The sequence below is a fragment of the Streptomyces sp. NPDC005485 genome, assembly GCF_040606085.1.
In the GTDB taxonomy this organism is placed as follows: Bacteria; Actinomycetota; Actinomycetes; order Streptomycetales; family Streptomycetaceae; genus Streptomyces.
Window position 1 is genome coordinate 1 of sequence record NZ_JBEXDZ010000161.1, and the last position, 22,515, is coordinate 22,515.

The window sequence follows — 22,515 nt, forward strand, 5'->3', positions numbered from 1 at the left end:
GCCGGACGGGCTGAATCCAGCCCCTCCGGCGTTTGAGGAGCGGGGGTCCAGGGGCGGAGCCCCGGAGCACGGGAAGGGAAGGGGCGGAGGGGGCGAAAAACCTCCCCCGGCCCCGGTTCGCTACTTCACCGACCCCGCCATCACCCCCTGCACGAAGTGCCGCTGGAAGGCGAAGAAGACGACCACCGGCACCACCAGGGACAGAAACGCCCCCGGCGCGAGCACGTCGATGTTGCTGCCGAACTGGCGTATCTGGGACTGGAGTTCAACCGTCAACGGCTGCGAGGAGCTGTCGGCGAAGAGCAGCGCGACGAGCATGTCGTTCCACACCCACAGGAACTGGAAGATCGCGAGGCTGGCGATGGCCGGCCGCCCGACGGGCAGGACGAGCCGGGTGAAGATGCGCCACTCGGTGCCCCCGTCCATGCGAGCGGCCTCCAGCATCTCCTTCGGCATCTCGGCGAAGTAGTTGCGTAGCAGGAAGACGGCGAACGGCAGCCCGTAGGCGACGTGGAAGAGGACGACGCCTGGAATCGTGCCGAACAGACCGAGCTGCCCGAAGAGTTTGGCCACCGGCAGCAGGCCGATCTGCACGGGCACCACCAACAGCGCGACCACGAGCAGGAAGAGCGGCTCCCGCAGCGGGAACTCCAGCCAGGCGAAGGCGTATCCGGCGAGCGCGGCGATGACGACGACGAGTGTCGTGGTCGGCACCGAGATCAGCACCGTGTTCCAGAAGGCCCGGGTCATGCCCGAATTGCCCAGCAGCGCCGAGTAGTTGTCGAAGGACAGCTGCCCGGGGCTGGCGAGCGCCGTCCACCAGCCGCCGCCCGCCTGGTCCTGCGCGGAGCGCAGCGAGGAGAGGAACAGCCCGGCGAGCGGGGTGAGCCAGACCAGGCCGACCAGCACGAGGAACGCCTGCACCAGGCTGTTGCCGAGCCCCCGCCTGAGCGCGTTCATCGTTGACTCCTTCGGAAGCGGCGGACGTTGAAGACCATGGCGGGGACCACCAGAAGCAGCAGCAGGACGCCGAGTGCGCTGCCCAGGCCCTGGTTGTTGCCGCCGCCGAAGGACACCAGCCACATCTGGGTGGCGAGCACGGTGGCGTCCTCCTGCACGGGACCGGGGGCGATGATGTAGACGAGGTCGAAGACCTTCATCACGTTGATCACCAGGGTCACGAAGACCACGGTGAGCACGGGGGCGAGCAGCGGCACGGTGATCCGGCGGAAGATCTGCCATTCGTTCGCGCCGTCCATCCGGGCCGCCTCCAGTGCGTCGCGCGGCAGGGCGGCGAGCCCGGCGCCGATCAGGACCATGGCGAAGCCGGTCCAGATCCAGAGGTACGCGCCGATGATGGCCGGGGTGACGAGCGCCGGGCCGAGCCAGGAGACGCCCTCGTAGGGCGGCGCGAAGTTCGACGCGGGCAGCCGCAGGGCGTACGGCGCGCCGGAGTCCAGGTCCGTGAAGCGGAAGGACCCGTCGGCCGCGGTCGTGGTGCCGGCGACCGTTTTCCCATCGCGCACCGCCTCGACCTTCACCCCCGGCAGTCCGCTCTCGGCCCGGTCGACCTTGCCCTGCGCCCCTCCCCCGCCGGGCGTGAAGTCCAGGTAGACGACGCCGCGGAGTTCGTCCGGGGCGGCCTTGCGCCCGGCGGCGGGGTACGCGGGCTTCGCGTCCTTCGGCAGGTCGCCGGGGAGGACTCCCACCAGCCCGAGGCCGACGGTGTGGCCCGGCGACGCGGTGGCGCTCGTACCGTACGAGCCGTCGGCGCCCTCGGTCAGGCCGTGCCCGTCGCGCGCACGGGCGGTCGGGTACGACGAGGTCCCCTGGAACGCGTCGTGCAGGCCGACCACCGCGGCGTTGAGGACACCCTTGTCCGGGTCCTCGTCGTAGGCGAGGCGGAAGATGATGCCGGCGGCGAGGAAGGAGACCGCCATGGGCATGAAGAGCAGGAGCTTGAAGGCGGTGGCCCAGCGGACCTTCTCCACCAGGACGGCGAGGATCAGGCCGAGCCCCGTCAGCAGAGCCGGGGCCACGACCACCCAGACGACGGTGTTGCGGACGGCCTTGAGCGTGGCGGGGTCGCGGAACATCTCGGCGTAGTTGTCGCCGCCCACGAACCGGGTGCCGGAGGCGTCGAAGAAGCTGCGGCCGACGGAGAAGAGCACGGGGTAGACGACGAGCGCGCCGAGCAGGAGCAGGGCGGGCAGGACGAAGAGCGCGGCGACGATCCGCCCGCGCCGCCTGGCCCGGCGTCTGCGGTCGGCCACGGGCGTGGCGGCCGGAGGGCTCGTCTCTTTCACGAGAGTGCTGGTCACGGTGATCAGTCCTGGTAGGCCTTGGCCGCCGCGTTCTCCAGCTTCGCCGCGGTCCCCTTCGGGTCGGACGGGTCGCGCAGGAAGTCCTGCAGGAGCTTCCACTCGCCCGCTCCCTTGGTGCCGCCGAACGCGGCCGGGGCCTGGTCGGACATGTCGAAGCGGACCGAGTCCCCGGCGGCGACAAGGGACTTGGCGGTCTCGCGGGTGACGTCGTCGCCGTAGGAGGTGAGGGCGAGCTTCTTGTTCGGGGAGAGGAAGCCGCCCGCCTTCGCCCAGACGGCGGACGCCTCGGGGGTCGCCAGGTACTCCAGGAGCGCCATGCCGGCCTTCTGGTTCTTGCCGTCCTTGAGGACGACCGCCGCGTCGCCGCCGCTGACCACGGGTGCCTTGCCGCCGCCGACCGCGGGGAAGGGGAAGAAGTCGGCGTCCTGGCCGATCTTCCTGCCGAACTGGTCCTTGGCGACCCCGGCGACGAAGTCGCCCTCGTAGACCATGCCCGCCTCGGCCTTGGGTCCGAAGACCTTCTCGACCGAGCCCGGGAAGTCGGTGTTCAGGGCGCCCTTCTGACCGCCGGCTATCAGCTGCTTGTCCTTGAACAGCTTGCCGAGCGTGGTGAGGGCGTCGACGACCGTCGGGTCGGTCCACTTGATCTTGTGGGCGGCCAGGGCGTCGTACTTCTCGGGTCCGGCCTCGGAGAGGTAGATGTTCTCGAACCAGTCGGTGAGGGTCCAGCCGTCCTGTCCGGCGACGGAGAACGCCGCGAGGCCCGAGTCGGAGACGGTGTGTCCCGCCTTCAGCATGGCGTCGTACGTCGTCGGCGGCTTGACGCCCGCCTGGTCGAGGGCGGCGGGGCTGTACCAGACGGTCGACTTGTGGGCGGCCTTGAAGTAGAGGCCGTACAGGGTGCCGTCGACGCTGCCGTAGTTCTTCCACACGCTCGCGTAGCCGGCGTCGACGGACTGCTGCGTGGTCTTGGACAGCGGCTTGAGCCAGCCCTTCTTCGCGAACTGCTGGAGCACGCCGACCTGCGGAACCATCACCACGTCGGGGGCGTTGCCGCCCTCGATCTTGCTGCCGACGACGGTGGAGACGTTGTCCCCGGTGGAGGTGAACTGGGTCTTGGCGCCGGTCTTCTCGGTGAAGGCGTCCAGGACCTTCTGGAAGTTCTTCTGCTCGCTGCCGGACCAGACACCGGCGACATCGACCGTCTGGCCGCTCAGCGGCTTGTCGCCGCCGCCTGCGGAGACGGGGCCGCCTCCGCAGGCGGTGGCGGCGAAGGTCAGGGCGAGGGCGGTGCAGCTCGTGAGCAGGGTGGTACGTCGTCGCATCATCGTTGATGTCCCTTCGAGGGGTGCAGAACTGACGGAGGCTCAGGGATGGGTGCGTCAGGGATTGCTGGAGTCGCTGATCCACCAGGCGGCCGTCGAGCCCGGCAGGACGCCGGGGGCACAGGGGCCGCTGGACAGCAGAGGGGTGCCGGCCACGGGCGCGGGCGTGGGCGCCGTACCGAAGTTGACGGCGCAGACCAGGCCGTCGCCGCGCACGAAGCCGAGGACGCCGGGCGGGGTATCCAGCCAGCGCAGCTCGCCCTCGCCCAACTGGGGCAGTCCGGAGCGGAGTTGGAGCCCGTCGCGGTACAGGTGCCAGAAGGAGCGGGTGTCGGCGAGGGCGCGGTCGGTGGCGTACTCGGCGAAATAGGCGGGCTGCGGCAGCCACGGCTTGGCGCTCTCGGCGCCCGGCGTGAAGCCGAACGGTGAGGCCTGCCCCGACCACGGCAGCGGGACGCGGCAGCCGTCGCGGATGCGGGCGCGGCTTCCGGTGCGGTGGAAGATCGGGTCGGTGAGCACGTCGTCGGGCAGGTCGACGACCTCGGGCAGGCCGAGCTCCTCGCCCTGGTAGATGTACGCGGCTCCGGGCAGCGCCAGCATCAGCAGTGCGGCGGCGCGGGCCCGGGCGGCGCCGAGGCCGCTGCCCTCGGTGGCCGGTTCGCCGTAGCGGGTGACCGTGCGGACCTGGTCGTGGTTGTTGAGGACCCAGGTGACGGTGGAGCCGGTGCCCGCGATGTCCTGCATGGCCTCGGCGATGACCTTGCGGAAGGCGTCGGGGTCCCAGGGGGCGCTGAGCAGGTCGAAGAAGAAGGCCTGGTGGAGTTCGTCGTGGCGGACGTACTCGGCGTGCTCGCGGGCGGTCGGCACGGAGACCTCGCCGACGAGCAGCCGCTCCTGGCCGTCGCGGGCGGTGTACTCCTCGCACACCGCGCGCCAGTGCCGCCACACGTCGTGCACCTCGGGCTGGTTCCAGGCGAGCGGGTTGACCGAGTCGCGGGTGCGGGCGTCGGCCTCGGGGTCGTCCGAGTCGGGCAGGTGGGGGTGCTTGAAGAGCCCGGCGGCCACGTCGATGCGGAAGCCGTCGACCCCGCGGTCGAGCCAGAAGCGCAGGACGTCCTCGAAGTGGGCGCCGACCGCGGCCTCGCGCCAGTTCCAGTCGGGCTGCTCGGGCGTGAACATGTGCAGGTACCACTGGCCGGGTGTGCCGTCCGGTTCGGTGATCCGGGACCAGGCGGGGCCACCGAACATGGCGTGCCAGTTGTTGGGCGGCTCGGCGCCGCCCGGGCCACGGCCGTCGGCGATGTGGAAGCGGGCGCGGGCCGGGCTGCCGGGCGCGGCGGCGAGCGCCTCGCGGAACCAGGGGTGCTCGCTGGAGCAGTGGTTGGGGACGATGTCGAGGAGCACCTTGATGCCGAGCCGGCGGGCGTCGGTCATCAGCAGGTCGAACTCGGCGAGGTCGCCGAAGAGCGGGTCCACGTCGCGGTAGTCGGCGACGTCGTAGCCGTGGTCGTGCTGCGGCGAGGGGTAGAAGGGGCTCAGCCAGATGCCGTCGACCCCGAGTTTCTTGAGGTAGGGCAGTCCCGCCCGGACTCCGGCGAGGTCGCCGATGCCGTCACCGGTGCTGTCCAGGAAGCTGCGGACGTACACCTGGTAGATCACTGCGTCGCGCCACCAGCGGTGCGTGTTGAGAGACACCCGTCGACCTGTCTGTTCGTGCCAGCCGTTATGCATGCATGTTAGGTAGACATGTTGCCGGGGTGTCAACGAGTAGACAGGAAGACGAAATGCTATGGACGCTTATGTCCCGTATTTTTGGCAGGTCCAGGGGCCTTACGAGACCTCTCTGATACCTAACAGGTAACTAGCGTCGCGAGATCGCGGCCAGCTCCCGGGCCAGCCGCCGTACCGCCGACTCCGGCGTCTCGTACCCCGTCAGCGCGTCGTGCACGACGGCCTGCACGGCCAGGCTGACCTGGTCGTAGTGCGGGCTCTTGGGGCGCGGGGCGGCGGCGAGCACACTCTCCCGCAGCGTCGGCAGGTAGGGGAACTTCCGGATCAGCTCCGGATCCTCGTAGAGAGCGGCCCTTACGGGGGGCAGCGCCCCCTTGGTCAGCACCTGCCGCTGCACGGGCGCGCTCGTGAGGTAGGCGATGAGCCGTCGCGCCGAGTCCGGGTGCCGGGCGTGGCTGTTGACCGCGAGGTTGGAGCCGCCGAGGACGCTCGTGCCCGGTCCGTCGGGTCCTGGCAGGGGCACCGCGCCGACCTTCCCGGCGACGGCGGAGCCCTTCGCGGAGGCGCCGACGTAGGCGTACGGCCAGTTGCGCAGGAAGAGCAGGTGCCCGTCCTGGAAGGCCTGCTTGGACTCCTCTTCCTTGTACGTCAGCGCCTTCTTCGGGATCCAGCCGTCGCGCACCCCGCGGGCGAGGAACCCGATGCCCTCGCGGGCGGCGGCGGAGTTCACCGTGACGCGTTCGCCCTCGTCGCCGAGGATCGTGCCGCCCGCCGAGTAGACCGCCTCGGCCGCGTTCACGGTCAGGCCCTCGTACGGCAGGAACTGGCCGGCGTAGCCGTCGAGGCCGTACTTCGGTGCCAGGGTCCTGGCCTCGTGCTCCAGCTCGGCCCAGGTGCGCGGCGGCGCGACGCCCTCCTTGACCAGGATGTCCTTGCGGTAGAGGAGGAGGCCCGCGTTGGTGACGTACGGGACGGCGTACAGCCTTCCCTCGTACCTCGCGGTGTCGACGACCGGCTGCAGGAAGCTGTCGAGCGGGAACCGGGCTCGCTCCAGCGGGGATATCCAGCCCGCGGCGGCGAACTCCGAGGTCCAGGCGACGTCGATGTTGAGGACGTCGAAGCGGCCGCGGTCGCCGCCGCGCAGGTCGGTCGTCATCTGCGCGTGGGTCTCGTCGGCGGAGTCCGGCAGTTCGACGAGGGTGACCTTCTCGCCGGGGTGGGTGCGGTTCCAGTCGTCGAGGAGCGGGCCCAGATAGTTGGTGAGATCGCCCGCGGTGGCCAGCGTGAGGGGGCCCCGGTCGCCCGCGCGGGCCCCACCGACCCCTGCCCCGGAGGCCACGTAACCGCTCAGGACGACCGCAACGACCAGGAGGCCCCTACCGGCGGCGCGTATCCACCGCATAGGTTCCTCCCTGTACACGTACACCGGCGCCAAGCATCTTCGCGCGGCGTCAGAGGCCATGTATACCTGTTAGGTATGGGCGATACTAGGGCCTGCGGCACATCGGCCTCCGGTCCGGCGACCCGCGACCGACCACAAGAACGCGAGGATGGAGAGCGCGAGTGCGGCTGGCCCTCCTGGCCCTGCTGGCGCGTGGGCCGGCCCACGGCTACGAGCTCAAGCAGGACCTTGAGCAGATGCTGGGCTCCGCGTACCCTCAGCCGAACGTCGGCCAGATCTATGTGACCCTCGGCCGCCTCGAGAAGTCGGGACTGATCGAGGGCGAGGAAGTCGAGCAGTCGAGCCGGCCCAACAAAAAGATCTACCACCTCACCGATGCCGGGCGGGAAGCGCTGCGCGCCTGGTACGAGGAGACGGCGGACGAGCCGCGGGTGCGGGACGAGTTCTTCATGAAGCTCGCCCTGGCACCCACCACCGGTCTCGCCGACCGGATAGCCCTCATCAACAGGCAGCGCCGCCAGTATCTGAACACCATGCGCAACCTGTCGAAACTCGCCGCCGCCGAGAACCGGGACAACCGCATCGCCCAGCTGCTCATCGAGGGCGCCATGCTGCACCTGCAGGCCGACCTCGACTGGCTGGAGCGGTGCCAGGAGGAGTTGGAGGAGCCGGAATGAGCCACACCGCTCCTTTGCTGCGCGCCGAGGGTCTGGTGAAGACCCACCACGGCGAGGGTGCGCCCGCGCATGCCGTGCGCGGCGTGGACCTCGCGCTGAGGCAGGGTGAGTTCGTCGCCGTCACCGGGCCGTCCGGCGCGGGGAAGTCGACCCTGCTGCATCTGCTGGGCGGGCTCCAGCGACCCGACTCGGGCAGCATCTGGCTCGACGGCGAGTGCACCGACGCCTATGGCGAGGCCCGCTGGGCGGTCGAGCGCCGACGCCGTATCGGGATCGTCTTCCAGTTCTTCAACCTGGTGTCGAACCTGTCGGTCGCCGACAACGTCGAGCTGCCCGCCCTGCTCGCCGGGGTCTCCCCCAAGCAGGCGCGCGCCGAGCGCGAGCAGCTGCTTGCCGAGCTGGGCCTCACGGGCAAGGAGCGCAGCATGCCGGGCGAGCTGTCGGGCGGCGAGCAGCAGCGGGTCGCGCTGGCCCGGGCCCTGGTCAACCATCCGCCCCTGCTGCTGGCCGACGAGCCGGCGGGCAGCCTCGACAGCAAGGGCACCCGCGAGGTCATGCGGCTGCTGTCCCGCTTCCACGGGCGAGGCCAGACCATCCTGCTGGTCACCCATGACGCACGGCTCGCGAGCGCCGCGGACCGGGTGATCAGCTTCTTCGACGGCCGGATCGCCGACGACGCGGAACTGGACGCGGCGCCGTCGTCCGGCACCGGGATCTCCGGTGTGTCCGGCGTGCTGGAACTGAAGGACTGAGCCGGCGTGCGCGACCATCGGGCGGGGAACCGGGCTTCTGCCGTACGTGGGTCTTCCCCCGTACGTGGGTCTTCCCCCGTAGGCGAGTCCTCCGTCGTAGGCGAGTCCTCCGTCGTAGGCGAGTCCTCCGTCGTACGCGGGCCGAGAGGCTGAGGCGGCGTGCGGGCCACTCTGCGCTGGGCGCACTCGGATCTGCGGACGCACCGCGGCGAGGCGCTGTTCATCGTGCTCGCCACCGCGGGCATCGTCGTCTCGCTGCTGCTCGCCGCGGCGCTCTTCGGATATGCGACCAACCCCTGGCAGCGGGTGTTCTCCCAGTCGCACGGCGCCCATGTGTGGATCCACACCGGCCCCTCGGCCGACGCGGCCCGCCTCGCGAAGCTGGACGGCGTCGGACCGGTGGCGGGCCCGTACCCCACCGCCTCCGCGACGGTCGCCTCCCGCGGCACCCGCGCCTCCGTCGAGCTGCGCGGCACCGTCGAGCCGCCCGCCACCGGGCGCCCGCTGATGACTTCCGGCAACTGGCTCGACCCCACCGCCCCGGACGGGGTGGTGCTGGAGAGCAGCCTCGCCCGTGCGCTGTGGGCGGCGCCCGGAGACACCCTCACCCTGCCCGGCACCGGCCGCACCCTGACCGTGCTGGGCGTCGCCGACAGCGCCGAGCCCCACTACCGCCCAGGGGAGCGTTCCGGGCTCGTCTGGGCCCTCCCCTCCGCCGTGGGTCGCACCGCCGCAAGCGGCGGGGGCCAGGTCATCGGGCTGCGGCTGGACGATCCCGGGGACACGGACTACGTCATCCAGCGGGCCGTCACCCTCCTCGGTGCCGGGGCGGTCACCGAGGTCGACAACTGGAAGCAGGCGCGTGCCGAGGCGCAGGGCGACAACCGGCTGCTCGGCCAGGTCCTGGGGCTGTTCGGCCTGGGTGCCCTGGTCGCCGCCGCGCTCGCCGTGCACGGGGCGATCGGCACCCGCATCCGCGGTCATCTGCGGGACATCTCGGTGCTGAAGGCGATCGGCTTCACGCCCGGCCAGGTCGTGCGCATCTTCCTGCTCCAGCATGTGGCGTTCGCCCTGCTGGGCGCGGTGGTCGCCGCCGCGCTCACGCAGGCGCTGGGCAGCCGGGTTCCCGGGCGTCTCGGGGACGCGGTCGGGGTGTGGCAGGGGCTGCCGGGCCACACCGCGGTGCTGTTGGCGGTGCCTGTGACGGCGGTGCTGTTCATCGGGGCCACGACCGCCCTCGCGGCGTGGCGGGCCGGGCGGGTGACTCCGGTGCCCGTACTGCGGGCCGCGGCGCCGCCCGCAGGGCGTCTGTCGGGCGTGGCGCGCCGGGCGCTCGGGCTGCGCGCGTTCGGTCTTCGGCTGTCGCCCGCGCTGGTCCTGGGCTGGCACAAGGCGTTCACCCGGCGGCCGCGTTCGCTGGCCACGGTGGCGCGGCTCGCGCTGCCGCTGCTGCTGATCGTGGTGGCGCTGAGCGCATGGACCACGATCGACCGCTTCCAGAGCAGGCCCGAGCAGGTCGGCCTCGCGGCCGCGCTCACTGCACGGACCGACGACAGCCTGGACGACCCGGCGGCCCGGAAGCTGCTGGCCCGCGATCCGCGGGTCGCCGCCGTCCACCCGGGTGTCGAGGTGGCGGCGCTGGTGCCGGGCCAGACGGGCACCATCGCGCTGCGCGGCCTCGGCACGCGCGCGGACCCGTACCCGTTCTCGCTGGCCGAGGGGCGCGCCGCTCGCGAGCGCGACGAGGCGGTGGCCGGTCAGGGGCTGCTCGACCTGATGGATGTGCGGGTGGGGGACTGGGTGCGGATCACAGTGGGCGAGCAGCCGCAGATCCTGCACATCGTGGGGCGCAGTCTGGAGCCGGAGAACGCCGGCCGGGTCATCTCCACCTCGCTCGACACCCTCCGCGAGAACGACCCGGCCCTGCGGCCGACCCTCTACCAGGTGCAGTTGCGCCCCGGCGCCGATGCGCACTCCGTCGCCGCCGGGCTCGCGAGGGCCGGGCACGGACATGTCGACGTGCACGAGGTGACGAATCCGGCCGACGGGCTCTCGCCGCTGCGCGGGGTCGTGGTCGGGCTGATCGCCGTACTGGCCCTGATCGGGCTGATCGAACTGCTCACCGCGATCGGTGGCACGGTGCGCGAGGGCGAGCGGGATCTGCTGGCGCTGAAGGCGATCGGGCTGTCCCCGCGGCAGATCACCGCGGTCACCATGGCGTCGACCGGCTGCACGGCCCTGGCCGCGGTGCTCGTCGGCACCGCGCTGGGCGTGCCTGTGGGGTACTGGCTGATCGACGCCCAGGGGCGGTCGAGCGGCATCGGCGCCGGGATCGCCCAGGCTCCGTCCGTCTCTCTGCTGCTGCTCTTCGCCGCGTCCGCCGTGCTGGGCGCCACCGCGCTCGCCGCCCTGCCGGCGGCACGGGCGGGCCGCCGCCGACTCGCGGACACGCTGAGCGCGATGGCCTGAGCCCGGTCAGCTCCCGTAGGGCCCCGGGCCGTACGGGTTCGGTGATCCGGGCGGATAGGGACTGCCCTGCGGGTGCGGCGCGTAGGGATGTCCGGCGCCGTACGGATTCCCGGGCGGGTACGGGTGTCCCTGCGGCGGCATGAACCCGTTGTTGACCGGTGTGTACGCGGGGCGCGGCTGCGGCAGGGTCGCGGGGTGCGCGCTCAGCCGGATGCCGTAGCGCCGCTTGAGCCGGCGCATCTCCAGCATGGCTATGGCCGTGACCGTCACCGGCGCCCCGAGGATGAACACGATGCCCATCTTGAAGCTGAGCCCGTGCAGGTCGCCGGTGAGCAGGTCCGGGAGCGCCATCAGCCAGGTCGTGATCGTGGCGAGCAGCGGGGGCAGGCACCGGTGGACGGCGGCCGTGCCGAAGAAGTTCCCGGAGACCTGCACCGCCCCGTAGGCCACCATGCCGGTCAGCCAGAGCGCCGTGAAGCCCAGCGGCACCAGCCAGAAGCCCCCGAGCGCGGTCGTGCCCACCCACAGGAACACCAGGCCGACGACCGAGCCGATGAAGAACAGCAGCAGCTTGAGCGAGTTGAAGAGTGGCACCCGCATCTGGCGGACCGTTCCGGTGCGCCGCCACACGAAGAGCATCACGCCGACCGACAGCGGCGTGATGAACAGCACGACGACGGACGCCGTCAGCATGTTCTCCAGCACTTCGTCGAAGTTGAACTTCCGCTGCACGAAGGTGTACACGCCGAAGGCCGCGACGGCTCCGGCGATGATGCGTGCCTTCTTGAGCCGGTCCACGGACGGATCCACCGACTCCGGGATCCACACCGGGTGGTACAGCGCCTGCGCCACCTGTTTCGGCTGCAGGATCGAGTGCAGCGTGATCCTGTCGCTCATCCAGTTCCCGCGCGTGCGTGCCAACTTTCGCTCCCCCGAGTCGTCGCTGCGTGATCCTCCGGGATCTCGGGGGAAGCGGAGGGACTCCCGCCGCCCGCTTCCCCTCCCGATCGGACGCCGGCTAACGGCCGCGCAGTTCCCGGTACTTGGCGACGAGTGCCGTCGTCGACCCGTCCAGCCCGGGCACGTCCGCGCCCTCGGTGAGCGCGGGCTCGACGCGCTTGGCGAGGACCTTTCCGAGCTCGACACCCCACTGGTCGAAGGAGTCGATGTTCCACACGGCGCCCTGGACGAACACCTTGTGTTCGTAGAGGGCGATCAGCTGGCCGAGCACCGACGGCGTCAGTTCCTTCGCGAGGATCGTCGTCGTCGGGTGGTTGCCCTTGAACGTCTTGTGCGGCACCAGCTCCTCGGGGACCCCCTCCGCGCGGACCTCGTCCGGGGTCTTGCCGAAGGCCAGCGCCTGGGTCTGCGCGAAGAAGTTCGCCATCAGCAGGTCGTGCTGGGCCACCAGGCCGGGCTGCAGATCGGCGACCGGCTCGGCGAAGCCGATGAAGTCCGCCGGGATCAACTTGGTGCCCTGGTGGATGAGTTGGTAGTAGGCGTGCTGCCCGTTGGTGCCCGGCGTGCCCCACACGACAGGTCCGGTCTGCCACTCGACCTCGCGGCCGTCCCGGCCCACGTACTTGCCGTTGGACTCCATGTCCAGCTGCTGCAGATAGGCGGTGAACTTGGAGAGGTAGTGCGAGTACGGCAGCACGGCGTGCGACTGGGCGTCGTGGAAGTTGCCGTACCAGATGCCCAACAGGCCGAGCAGCAGCGGCACGTTGGACTCGGCGGGCGCGGTGCGGAAGTGCTCGTCGACGAGGTGGAAGCCGTCGAGCATCTCGCGGAAGCGGTCCGGGCCGATGGCGATCATCAGGGACAGGCCGATCGCCGAGTCGTACGAGTACCGCCCGCCGACCCAGTCCCAGAACTCGAACATGTTGGCCGTGTCGATACCGAAGTCGGCGACCTTCTCGGCGTTGGTCGACAGCGCCACGAAATGCTTCGCCACGGCCTCCTGACCGGCCTTCAGCTCGGTCAGCAGCCAGTTGCGCGCCGAGGTGGCGTTGGTGATCGTCTCGATGGTGGTGAAGGTCTTCGAGGCGATGACGAACAGCGTCTCGGCCGCGTCCAGGTCGTGCACGGCCTCGTGCAGGTCGGCGCCGTCCACGTTCGACACGAAGCGGACGGTGAGGCCGCGGTCGGTGAAGGAGCGCAGCGCCTCGTACGCCATCGCCGGGCCGAGGTCGGAGCCTCCGATGCCGACGTTGACGATGTTCTTGATGCGCTTGCCGGTGTGCCCGGTCCACTCACCGGAGCGCACGCGCCCCGCGAAGGCGGCCATCTTGTCGAGCACAGCGTGCACGGCCGGCACCACGTTCTCGCCGTCCACCTCGATCACGGCCTCCCGCGGGGCGCGCAGCGCGGTGTGCAGCACAGCGCGGTCCTCGGTCGTGTTGATCTTGTCGCCGCGGAACATCGCGTCGCGCAGGCCGAACACGTCGGTGGCGGCGGCCAGTTCGCGCAGCAGCCGCAGCGTCTCCCCGGTGAGCAGCTGCTTGGAGTAGTCGACGTGCAGATCCCCGACCTGGAGCGTGAACTGCGCGCCGCGCTCCGCATCGGCGGCGAACAGCTCGCGCAACTGCACCTCGCCGAGCTCTTCCCGGTGCTTGGCGAGAGCGGCCCACTCGGGCGTCTGGTTGAGCCTGGTACGGCTTTCTGCGTTCATCTCGGACTTCCGCCTTCTCTCCTGCGAGTGCTGCTGCGTACCTTGCCCCGCTGCCGGTCCCAACCTAATTGATCAGGGCTTGACGTGAGCTGTCGTCACGCCGTCGTCCGGCTCAACAACAGATACGTCCGGCTTGAGCGCGGGTATCAGCGCGGCGACGGAGAGGACGAAGAACGCGGCGGCGAGCAGCGGCGGGGCGTTCAGGCCCCAGAGGGTGGCAACGGCTCCGCCCAGCAGGGCGCCCACCGGAGCCCCCGCGACGGCGAGGGTCCGGAAGGCCGAGCTGACGCGGCCGAGCATGTCGGCGGGGCTGCGCTCCTGCATGAGCGTCGTCGTGTTGACGTTCCACACCATGCCCATGAGGCCGAAGACCGCCATGCTCGCGCCCAGAGCGGTCAGGTCGCGCACCGAACCCATCACGACCAGTGCGCCGATCTGCACTCCGCCCGCGAGCAGGACACCGCGCACCCGTCCGAGGCGTCCGACGATCCAGCGGTTCGCCACTCCCCCGGCCAGGCTCCCGACCGTGTACGCCGTCATCACCGCCGCGTATCCCACGGTGCCCGCGTCCAGCCAGTCGGTGACCAGGAGCACGATCGTGGCGATGAGGGCGCCCATGCCGATGTTGCAGACGGCCGTGGCCACGCACAGCCCCCGCAGGGCCCTGTCCCGCCACAGAGCGCCCAGACCTGCCGCGATCTCCCGGCGCAGGGTGCTGCCCGCCGGTCTCGGCTCGCGTGCGGACGCCCCGCCGCGCAACGACGCCACCAGCACGGCGGCGGCGAGGAAGGTCAGGGCGTCGACGGTGAAGGGGACGGCCGAGCCCGCGGCGAGCAGCACGGGCACGACCGGCGCTGCGAGCAGGCCTCCGGCCACCCGCTGCCCCGTCATCAGGCGCGCGTTGGCGCTGCCCAGCGCCTCCCGGTCGACCAGGGCGGGGAGCAAGGCGGTGGAGGCGTTGTCGAAGAGTGTCTGCAGGGTGGTCAGTGCGAAGGCGAGCGCGATCAGCAGGGCGATCGAGGCGTGTCCGAGGGCCACGGCTGCCGCGAAGCCCGCCACCAGCACTCCCCGTACGGCATCCACGCTCCACATGGCGCGCCGCTGGTCCACGCGGTCGGCGACGGCTCCGCCGAGCAGTCCGAAGATGATCCAGGGGAGATAGCCGCAGGCGGTGACCGACGCGATGAGCATCGGTTCGTCGGTGAGGGTCGCGGCCAGCAGCGGCAACGCGGCGCCGCGCAGGGCGTCTCCGAAGCTGGAGAGCACGGCGGCACTCCACAGCCGCCCGAATCCCCCACGCCACGCGGGCACCCGCAGGTCCCGCACCTCGACCGTTGCCACAATTCCCCCTCCGGTTCCGCTGATTCAAGAACCGTAGAGGGCACCACTGACAATCGGCCTCGGAGCGAGCGGGAGGCCGTGCAAAACACCATCGGCCAGGCACCCCTGGATGCCCGGCCGATACTCGACTTCTAGATTTCGCCCCGCAGTTTGGCGAGCGCCTCGGCGAGGATCGCCTCGCCGTCCGCGTCGCTGCGCCGCTCCCGTACGTACGCGAGGTGCGTCTTGTACGGCTCGGTGCGCGGCGGGTCCGGCGGGTTGTCCCGGTCCTGTCCGGCGGGGAAGCCGCAGCGCGGGCAGTCCCAGGTGTCGGGGACCTGCGCGTCGCTGGCGAAGCTGGGCACCGTCTCGTGCCCGTTGGAGCACCAGAAGGAGATGCGCAGCCGCGGCGCGGACTCGCCGCGCTCGGCCTCGCCCATCGGCCCCGCCCCGACCCGGCTTCCTCGGATCGCGTTGCCACTTGCCACGGTCGTAACTCCCTGCGTGATGGTGCCGCGAAACGAGTCGGCGTGACGCTTCGCTGCGAGCGCCTCAGTCTACGTAAGGCCCAACGCGCGTCCAGTGGTTGGAGTTACACCCCCCGCACCTAGACGCAAGCCCCATGATAGGCCGCGCTTTACGTCGCGTACCGAACATGGGGCCTTACGTGCGCAATATGCGTGCGTAATGTGCTGTTGTGCCGATGTGGGACGACCGATGTCGGCCGATGGTCAGTTGTTGACCTTCATCAGGATGCCCAGCACGACGATGCACGCGAACCAGAGCAGGCCGATCACCAGGGTGATGCGGTCGAGGTTGCGCTCGGCGACCGAGGAGCCGCCGACGGACGACTGCATGCCGCCACCGAACATGTCGGAGAGGCCGCCGCCCTTCCCCTTGTGCATCAGCACGAGCAGCATCAGCAGCCCGCTGAAGACGATCAGGGCGATCGAGAACCCCAAAACCACGGCTGAACCAACTTCCTCGGAACTGGATGGACGACGGGGGTCCGGTGGCCACGCGGCACAGCCGCACGTGGAAAGGACACCAGACCCCCGCAAGGGTACGACGGATCGCCGCTACCGCATACTCACTGCTCGGCCTACTGGTCGCGGAAGCGGACGATCTTGACGAACTCGTCGGCGTCGAGCGACGCGCCGCCGATCAGGGCGCCGTCGATGTCGGGCTTCGCCATGATCTCCGCGACGTTGCCGGACTTCACCGAGCCGCCGTACTGGATGCGGACCTTGTCGGCCAGCTCCTGCGAGTACAGGTCGGCGAGCCGGCCGCGGATCGCCGCGCAGACCTCCTGCGCGTCGTCGGAACCGCAGACCTTGCCGGTGCCGATGGCCCAGACCGGCTCGTAGGCGATCACGACGGACTCGGCCTGCTCGGCGGGGATGTCCTTGAGGCCGCCGTCGACCTGCGCGAGCGTGTGCGTGACGTGGTTGCCCGCCTCGCGGACGTCCAGTTCCTCGCCGACACACAGGATCGGGGTGAGGCCGTGCTTGTAGGCGGCCTTGACCTTGGTGTTGACGATCTCGTCGGTCTCGGCGTGGTACTGCCGGCGCTCGGAGTGGCCGATCGCCACGTAGGTGCACTTGAGCTTGGCCAGCATCGGGCCGGAGATCTCGCCGGTGTAGGCGCCGGAGTCCTGCGCGGAGATGTCCTGGGCGCCGTATTTGATCTTGAGCTTGTCGCCGTCGACCAGGGTCTGCACGGAGCGCAGGTCGGTGAAGGGCGGCAGGACGGCGACCTCTACGGCGTCGTAGTCCTTGTCGGCCAGGGCGAAGGCGAGCTTCTGGACGTGGGCGATGGCCTCAAGGTGGTTGAGGTTCATCTTCCAGTTGCCCGCCATCAGCGGCGTGCGCGTGCTCATAAAAGGTCAGTCCTCCAGTGCGGCGAGGCCGGGGAGCGTCTTGCCCTCGAGGTATTCGAGGGAGGCGCCGCCGCCGGTCGAGATGTGGCCGAATGCGGTCTCGTCGAAGCCCAGGATGCGGACGGCCGCGGCGGAGTCGCCACCGCCGACGACCGTGAAGCCCGGGGAGTCGAGGAGGGCCTGGGCGACCGCCTTGGTGCCCTCGGCGTAGTCGGGGTGCTCAAAGACGCCCATGGGGCCGTTCCAGAAGATCGTGGCGGCGTCGACGAGCTTCGATGCGTACAGCTTGCGGGACTCGGGCCCGATGTCGAGACCCATCTGACCGGCCGGGATGGCGTCCACGGCGACGGTGGCGGGGTTGGCCGGGGCCTTGGTCTTGAGGTCGGGGAACCCGGCGGCGACCAGCACATCGGTCGGCAGGATCAGCTCGACGCCGTTCTTCTCCGCGCGCTCGATGTACTCCTTGACGGCCGGGAGCTGGTCCTCCTGGAGGAGGGAGGCGCCGACCTCGTACCCCTTGGCCTTGAGGAAGGTGAACATCATGCCGCCGCCGATGAGGATGCGGTCGGCCCTGCCGAGCAGCTGGTCGATGACGGCGAGCTTGTCGGAGACCTTGGCACCGCCGAGCGCGACCACATAGGGGCGCTGCACCTCGTCGGTGAGCTTCTTCAGGACGCCGACCTCGGTGGCGATGAGGTAGCCCGCGTAGTGCGGAAGGCGCGCCGGAAGGTCGAAGACCGAGGCGTGCTTGCGGTGCACCGCGCCGAAACCGTCGCCCACGTAGACATCGGCCAGGGCGGCCAGGCGGTCGGCGAACTCGCCGCGCTCGGTGTCGTCCTTGGACGTCTCACCGGCGTTGAAGCGCAGGTTCTCGATGACCGCGACCTGGCCGGGCTCAAGGCCGTTCACCGCGTCGTGGGCGGCGGGGCCGACGGTGTCCTGGGCGAACGCGACCGGGGCTCCGAGGAGTTCCGCGAGCCGCTCGGCGGCGGGCAGCAACGAGAAGGCAGGGTCCGGGGCGCCCTTGGGGCGGCCCAGGTGCGAGGCGACGACCACCTTGGCGCCCGCGTTCGCGAGGGCCTTGACGGTGGGCAGGACGGCGCGGATGCGACCGTCGTCGGTGATGAGGCCTTCCGCCAGCGGCACGTTCAGGTCGGCGCGGACGAAGACCCGCTTGCCGTCCACGCCTTCGGCGAGAAGTTCGTCGATCGTCTTCATGGAGGGAACTCCTGAGGAGGGCTGGTGATGCTCGTGATCGTATGAGGGGCTGATCTGCACGTGAGTCAGGGCTCGGGCAGCGCGTCCGTGCGCTGCCCGAGCCCTGCTCTCACATCGAGGTGCCTGCTCTGTCGATCAGAGCTGGTCGCCGACGAAGACCGTGAGGTCGACGAGGCGGTTGGAGTAGCCCCACTCGTTGTCGTACCAGCCGAGGATCTTCACCGAGTTGCCCTCCTGGACCATGGTCAGGGAGGAGTCGAAGGTGCAGGAGGCCGGGTCGCTGACGATGTCCGAGGAGACGATCGGGTCCTCGGTGTACGACAGGTAGCCCTTGAGGTCGCCGTCCTCGGAGGCCTTCTTGAACGCGGCGTTGACCTCGTCCTTGGTGGTCTCGCGGGCCAGCGTCACGACCAGGTCGGTGGCCGAGCCGGTCGGGACCGGGACGCGCATCGCGATGCCGTCGAGCTTGCCCTTGAGCTGCGGGAGGACCAGGGCGGTGGCCTTGGCGGCACCCGTCGTGGTCGGGATGATGTTCTCGGCGGCGGCGCGGGCGCGGCGCAGGTCCGAGTGCGGGAAGTCCAGGATGCGCTGGTCGTTGGTGTACGCGTGGACCGTCGTCATCAGGCCCTTGACGATGCCGAAGTTCTCGTCGAGAACCTTGGCCATCGGCGCCACACAGTTGGTGGTGCAGGACGCGTTGGAGATGACGTGGTGGTTGGCCGCGTCGTACTTGTCCTGGTTGACGCCCATCACGATGGTGATGTCCTCGTCCTTGGCCGGAGCCGAGATGAGGACCTTCTTGGCGCCGCCCGCGATGTGCTTCTCGGCGTCGGCCTTCTTGGTGAAGATGCCGGTCGACTCGATGACGATGTCGACGCCGAGGTCGCCCCACGGGATGTCGGCGGGGTTGCGCTCGGAGAGCACCTTGATGGTGTGGCCGTCGACGGTGATCGTGTCGGCGGTGTGCGACACCTCGGCCTTGAGACGGCCCAGGATGGTGTCGTACTTGAGCAGGTGAGCGGTGGTCGCGGTGTCACCCAGGTCGTTGACAGCCACGATCTCGATGTCAGCACCCTGCTCCAGCAGCGCGCGGAAGTAGTTACGACCGATGCGGCCAAAGCCGTTGATGCCTACGCGGATCGTCACGAAACCGATCTCCTCGTTGGTACGCCGGGTTCGACTCCGGCGAGCTGTATGGGATGTCCCCGACCGCCTACGACCCTACCTCCCTGAGGCTCCCGAGGTGACATCGAGATGCCCCATACACGGCAGGGCGTTCCGTACCCACCAGTAGGGTACGGAACGCCCACCCTGTGCGGGAGACCGTCGGGCCTCGCTCAGCCGCGCAGGGCCGCCAGGGCCTTTCCGATCAGGGCCGTCCGGTCGGCCGCCGCGGTGACGTGCTCCAGGCCGAAGCCCAGCAGCACGGTGTCACCCGTGGTGACCGCTCCGTACGTCTTGAAGAGCTCTCCGACGCGCGCCCAGTCCTTGAGGACGGCCGGGCTGCCCGGAGGCGGTCCGGCGACGCTCCAGGCGCCGAGGGAGGTCTCGAAGCCCTCGGCCTGGGTGGCGGTGCCGCCCAGGACGAGTGAGGTGTCGTCGGCAAGGACGCCGTGGCCGCCGGAGCCCGGGTCGGTGACGTAGCTGAGCGAGACCTGGACCGACTTGCCGGCGTAGGCGCTCAGGTCGAAGTTCACCTGCTGCCAGCCGGTGGAGGCGCCCGTGAAGCTGTTCCACGAGCCGCTCGTACCGGTGTTGGTGCAGCCGGTGGAGCCGACGGTCAGATACCGCTTGAGCCAGGGGTGGTCGGCCACGTAGTACCCGGCCTCGCACTCGGCGGGCACGGCCGTGCTGGTGGCGCCGCCCGCCTCGGGGAGCGTCGTCCAGTCGTCGGCGCCGGTGGTGTGGATCTCCAGGATCGCGTGGTCGTAGCCGGGCTCGGTGTCCCACAGGAGCTGCGAGCGCAGCGTCGGCTTGTCGGCGGCAGCCACACCGGTGAGGTCGATGGTGCGGGTGAGGCGCTTGTAGGCGTCGTCGGTGTGCACGGCCGCCGCCATGTAGGAGCCCGCGTAGGGCCCGTAGGGGTTGACGGTCCCGGCGAACTGGCCCGCTCCCGCGCTCGCGAACTGCGGATACGTGGCGACGGGCAGCGAGTCGGAGGTGACGCCGTAGGTTCCCGCCGCGTTCAGCGGGTTGCCCGGTGCGTCGCCCAGCGCGCCGGTGAAGCCGCCGAGCTTCCCCGAGCCGGTGAAACCGGTTGCCCCTGGGGTGGTGGTCCGGGAGTAGGCACCCAGGTAGTACTGGCTGAAGTCGTTCGACAGGGTGCCGTCGCCGAGGTCGACGGAACCGCCGGCGCTCTCCCCCGCCTCGATCAGCTTGCCGCCCTCGTTGAGGTAGGCGCGCAGCTGGAGCTGGGTGGCGTTGCCGGGCCGGACCGCGCCGGTGTAGTGGACGACCGACTTGAAGTGGTCGAGGACGCCGAGCGCGTCGGGGGCGCCCAGCGTGGCGACGTCCCAGACGAGGGGCTTGCTGCCGTTGGCCTTGAGCGCGTCGACGTATGCCTGTGCCTGCGTGGCGGTCGCGCCCTCCTCGGCGACCACGAGCGCGTCGGCGCGCGGCCGCTCGGCCACCGTGTAGGTGAAGTGCGTGCTGGTGGCGCGCTTGCCGCCCCTGGTCCTGCCCGTGAACCAGACCTCCACCTTGTCGCCCGGGTCCCCGCCCTGGACCTTGGCGCGGTACTCGTCGAAGTACAGGTTGTCGGTGCCGCCGTACGTCTCGCCGCCGCGCCAGGCCTTGAGCGCCCTGTCATGCGTACGGCCGCCGTTGACGCGGTACTTGAGCTCCTTGTCGCGCACGGACCGGCGCGCCACGACGGAGACTTCCTGGTCGGCGCCTCGGGCGTACGACGTCGTGAAGCCGGCCGGGGTGAAGTCGGGGGCGGCGATGCCGACCGAGGAGGACGGCTGGTCTGGGTGCGCGACGGTCTCGGCGACCGAGAGCGCGAACGGGATGTTCTTTTCGAACTCCTGCTCGATCAGCTTCTCGTCGTCCGGGAAGGTGAAGACCGAGGCGCAGTCGGCCGCGTTCCAGGCGTCGCCCGGGTCGAGGTTCGACGCGGTCTGGCAGGTCGACATCTCGGGGGTGAACATCCCCATGCCGTTGACGTTGCCCGCGTGCCCGTCCGCCTCGCCGTTGGTGGTGTAGAGCTCGGAGGAGAGCTGGGAGTGGTAGCCGGGGATGGCCGGGTTCTCCGGCGTGCCGGCGAGCGCCTTGTAGATCACGTCGTCCGGGCTCGGCGTGGCCACCTGCCAGCCCACCCCGTAGAGGAGGAGTTCGGCGGCGGAGTGGTAGTTGATGCCGTACTTGAAACCGATGCGCTTCTCGAAGGCGTCGAGGGCCTTCGTCTCGGGCTCGGAGCCGGGGCTCGCGCCGCGGTAGGTCTCGCTGGTGGCGTTGGGGGACGAACCCTCGTCGTCGTAGCCCCACTTGTAGGAGAAGTTGCGGTTGAGGTCGACGCCGTCGCCGGTGGTGATGATGCCGTCACCGTTGATGTCCCGCAGGTTCTTGCGCCACTGGCGGGCGGTGGCGTCCTTGAACGTGTAGTCGTAGCCGTCGGGGTTGGCCGACAGCACGAACCACAGCTCAGTGGAGTCGACGATCTTCTTGATGCGCTTGTTCGTCGTGTAGTTGTCCAGGTAGTAGTGCATCAGGCGCCGCGTCATCTCGGGCGTGATCCACTCGCGCGCGTGCTGGTTGGACATGTACAGCACGGAGGGCTTGGCGCCGTCCTTGGTCTTCTTCGCGCCCTTGGTCAGTTTGAGCGCGAGGATGTCCTGGCCGTTGACCGTCTTGCCGATGGAGACGACCTTGGTGAGGTCGGGGTGGGCCGCACCGGTCCTGACGATCTCCTCCTGGAGATTGCCCTTTCCGCTGTACGGGCGGAACACGCCCTGCGCCGCGTCGTCCACGCGCGTCTCGGCCTTGGCCGAAAGGGTGTGCTCGGTGAGGTCGACGCCCTGCTTCTCCAGCTTGTGAGCCTGCTTGTCGGTCAGATAGACCTCGACCGTGGCCGTGCCCTTGTCCGGCGCTTGTTCGCCGAGTTCGTGGCCGTCCTGTCCGGCCGCGAGCAGCAGGGGTACCTGCTGCTTCGTGACCTCGGCGCGGAAGACCTTGACGGCATCCGCGTCGGGTTTGGGTGCACTCGCGCTCTCCGCGTGGGCGAGCGGCGCCATGCCCGCCCCGCCCAGCAGGAGTGCGCCCGCAGCGAGGATCGCTCTCGCTCTTCGTCTCATGAGCCCCCCTTGCACAGGTTCGCCACAGCAGCGAACAGATGCCAGGCTCATGACACTTCATGGTCAAGTCAAGAGTGCCTCAAGGACGGAAAAACGCCGGTGCCGAGGCCCAAGTGGGCATCGGCACCGGCGTGTTGAGAGTCCGCTGTTGCGGCTGAGCGGATGTCAGCCGACCAGGTTGTCGGCCATCTCCTCGGTCAGGTTGGACTCCGTGCCCGGAATGCCCAGGTCCTGGGCCCGCTTGTCGGCCATGGCCAGCAGACGGCGGATACGTCCGGCGACGGCGTCCTTGGTCAGCGGCGGGTCGGCGAGCGCGCCCAGCTCTTCCAGGGAGGCCTGCTTGTGGTCCATACGCAGCCGGCCCGCCGCCGCGAGGTGCTCCGGCACCTCGTCGGCGAGGATCTCCAGGGCGCGCTGCACGCGGGCCCCCGCGGCGACAGCGACGCGCGCCGAGC

General features: G+C 70.1%; 18 protein-coding genes. 3 read left to right on the plus strand and 15 right to left on the minus strand.

The window, feature by feature from the left end:
- Positions 1-120: 120 nt before the first annotated feature.
- From ABZS97_RS36125 to ABZS97_RS36145, 5 genes are all read right to left on the minus strand, one after another.
- The gene (locus ABZS97_RS36125; RefSeq protein ID WP_356144932.1) at positions 121-960 is read right to left on the minus strand and encodes a carbohydrate ABC transporter permease; all 840 of its coding nucleotides are present in this window, start codon (positions 958-960) and stop codon (positions 121-123) included.
- A complete protein-coding gene (locus tag ABZS97_RS36130; RefSeq protein ID WP_356144934.1) occupies positions 957-2,321 on the minus strand; it encodes an ABC transporter permease subunit in 1,365 nt (454 codons plus the stop codon). Before ABZS97_RS36130 ends, ABZS97_RS36125 begins: the two co-directional genes overlap by 4 nt.
- A gap of 5 nt (positions 2,322-2,326) precedes the next feature.
- Positions 2,327-3,652, minus strand: a complete 1,326-nt coding sequence (locus ABZS97_RS36135) for an ABC transporter substrate-binding protein (RefSeq protein ID WP_356144936.1) — start codon at positions 3,650-3,652, stop codon at positions 2,327-2,329.
- A gap of 54 nt (positions 3,653-3,706) precedes the next feature.
- Positions 3,707-5,380 carry a glycoside hydrolase family 13 protein gene (locus tag ABZS97_RS36140; protein ID WP_356144938.1) on the minus strand — a complete coding sequence of 558 codons (1,674 nt, stop codon included), beginning with the start codon at positions 5,378-5,380 and terminating at the stop codon, positions 3,707-3,709.
- A gap of 130 nt (positions 5,381-5,510) precedes the next feature.
- A complete protein-coding gene (locus ABZS97_RS36145; protein WP_356144940.1) occupies positions 5,511-6,782 on the minus strand; it encodes an ABC transporter substrate-binding protein in 1,272 nt (423 codons plus the stop codon).
- A 161-nt stretch (positions 6,783-6,943) separates the two neighbouring features.
- Here ABZS97_RS36145 and ABZS97_RS36150 point away from each other — a divergent pair, with 161 nt between their 5' ends.
- From ABZS97_RS36150 to ABZS97_RS36160, 3 genes are all read left to right on the plus strand, one after another.
- On the plus strand, positions 6,944-7,459 hold the full coding sequence (locus tag ABZS97_RS36150; protein WP_356144942.1) for a PadR family transcriptional regulator: 516 nt from the start codon (positions 6,944-6,946) through the stop codon (positions 7,457-7,459).
- A complete protein-coding gene (locus tag ABZS97_RS36155; RefSeq protein ID WP_356144944.1) occupies positions 7,456-8,211 on the plus strand; it encodes an ABC transporter ATP-binding protein in 756 nt (251 codons plus the stop codon). Before ABZS97_RS36150 ends, ABZS97_RS36155 begins: the two co-directional genes overlap by 4 nt.
- A 159-nt stretch (positions 8,212-8,370) precedes the next feature.
- Positions 8,371-10,680 carry an FtsX-like permease family protein gene (locus ABZS97_RS36160; RefSeq protein ID WP_356144946.1) on the plus strand — a complete coding sequence of 770 codons (2,310 nt, stop codon included), beginning with the start codon at positions 8,371-8,373 and terminating at the stop codon, positions 10,678-10,680.
- Between the two features lie 6 nt (positions 10,681-10,686).
- On the opposite strand, the gene ABZS97_RS36165 is transcribed toward ABZS97_RS36160, so the two are convergent.
- The 10 genes from ABZS97_RS36165 to whiA all read right to left on the minus strand — a co-directional run.
- Entirely contained in the window at positions 10,687-11,577 is an 891-nt protein-coding gene (locus ABZS97_RS36165; protein ID WP_356144948.1) for a DUF3824 domain-containing protein, read from the minus strand.
- 121 nt (positions 11,578-11,698) lie between these two features.
- The gene (pgi, locus tag ABZS97_RS36170; protein ID WP_356144950.1) at positions 11,699-13,351 is read right to left on the minus strand and encodes a glucose-6-phosphate isomerase; all 1,653 of its coding nucleotides are present in this window, start codon (positions 13,349-13,351) and stop codon (positions 11,699-11,701) included.
- A gap of 72 nt (positions 13,352-13,423) precedes the next feature.
- Positions 13,424-14,692 (minus strand): MFS transporter, encoded by a 1,269-nt coding sequence (locus ABZS97_RS36175; RefSeq protein WP_356144952.1) that lies wholly within the window; start codon positions 14,690-14,692, stop codon positions 13,424-13,426.
- 131 nt (positions 14,693-14,823) lie between these two features.
- Positions 14,824-15,159, minus strand: a complete 336-nt coding sequence (locus ABZS97_RS36180; RefSeq protein WP_078077905.1) for an RNA polymerase-binding protein RbpA — start codon at positions 15,157-15,159, stop codon at positions 14,824-14,826.
- A 243-nt stretch (positions 15,160-15,402) separates the two neighbouring features.
- A complete protein-coding gene (gene secG / locus ABZS97_RS36185) occupies positions 15,403-15,633 on the minus strand; it encodes a preprotein translocase subunit SecG (protein ID WP_356144966.1) in 231 nt (76 codons plus the stop codon).
- Between the two features lie 140 nt (positions 15,634-15,773).
- Positions 15,774-16,550 carry a triose-phosphate isomerase gene (tpiA, locus tag ABZS97_RS36190; RefSeq protein ID WP_356144955.1) on the minus strand — a complete coding sequence of 259 codons (777 nt, stop codon included), beginning with the start codon at positions 16,548-16,550 and terminating at the stop codon, positions 15,774-15,776.
- A 6-nt stretch (positions 16,551-16,556) separates the two neighbouring features.
- Entirely contained in the window at positions 16,557-17,768 is a 1,212-nt protein-coding gene (locus ABZS97_RS36195) for a phosphoglycerate kinase (protein ID WP_356144957.1), read from the minus strand.
- A 135-nt stretch (positions 17,769-17,903) separates the two neighbouring features.
- Positions 17,904-18,914: a type I glyceraldehyde-3-phosphate dehydrogenase gene (gene gap / locus ABZS97_RS36200; RefSeq protein ID WP_356144959.1), complete on the minus strand. Its 1,011-nt coding sequence runs from the start codon at positions 18,912-18,914 to the stop codon at positions 17,904-17,906.
- A 191-nt stretch (positions 18,915-19,105) separates the two neighbouring features.
- On the minus strand, positions 19,106-22,060 hold the full coding sequence (locus ABZS97_RS36205) for a M14 family zinc carboxypeptidase (RefSeq protein ID WP_356144961.1): 2,955 nt from the start codon (positions 22,058-22,060) through the stop codon (positions 19,106-19,108).
- Positions 22,061-22,225: 165 nt separating this feature from the next.
- Positions 22,226-22,515 (minus strand): DNA-binding protein WhiA (gene whiA, locus ABZS97_RS36210; RefSeq protein ID WP_356144964.1); only part of this gene is annotated, 290 nt, incomplete at its 5' end.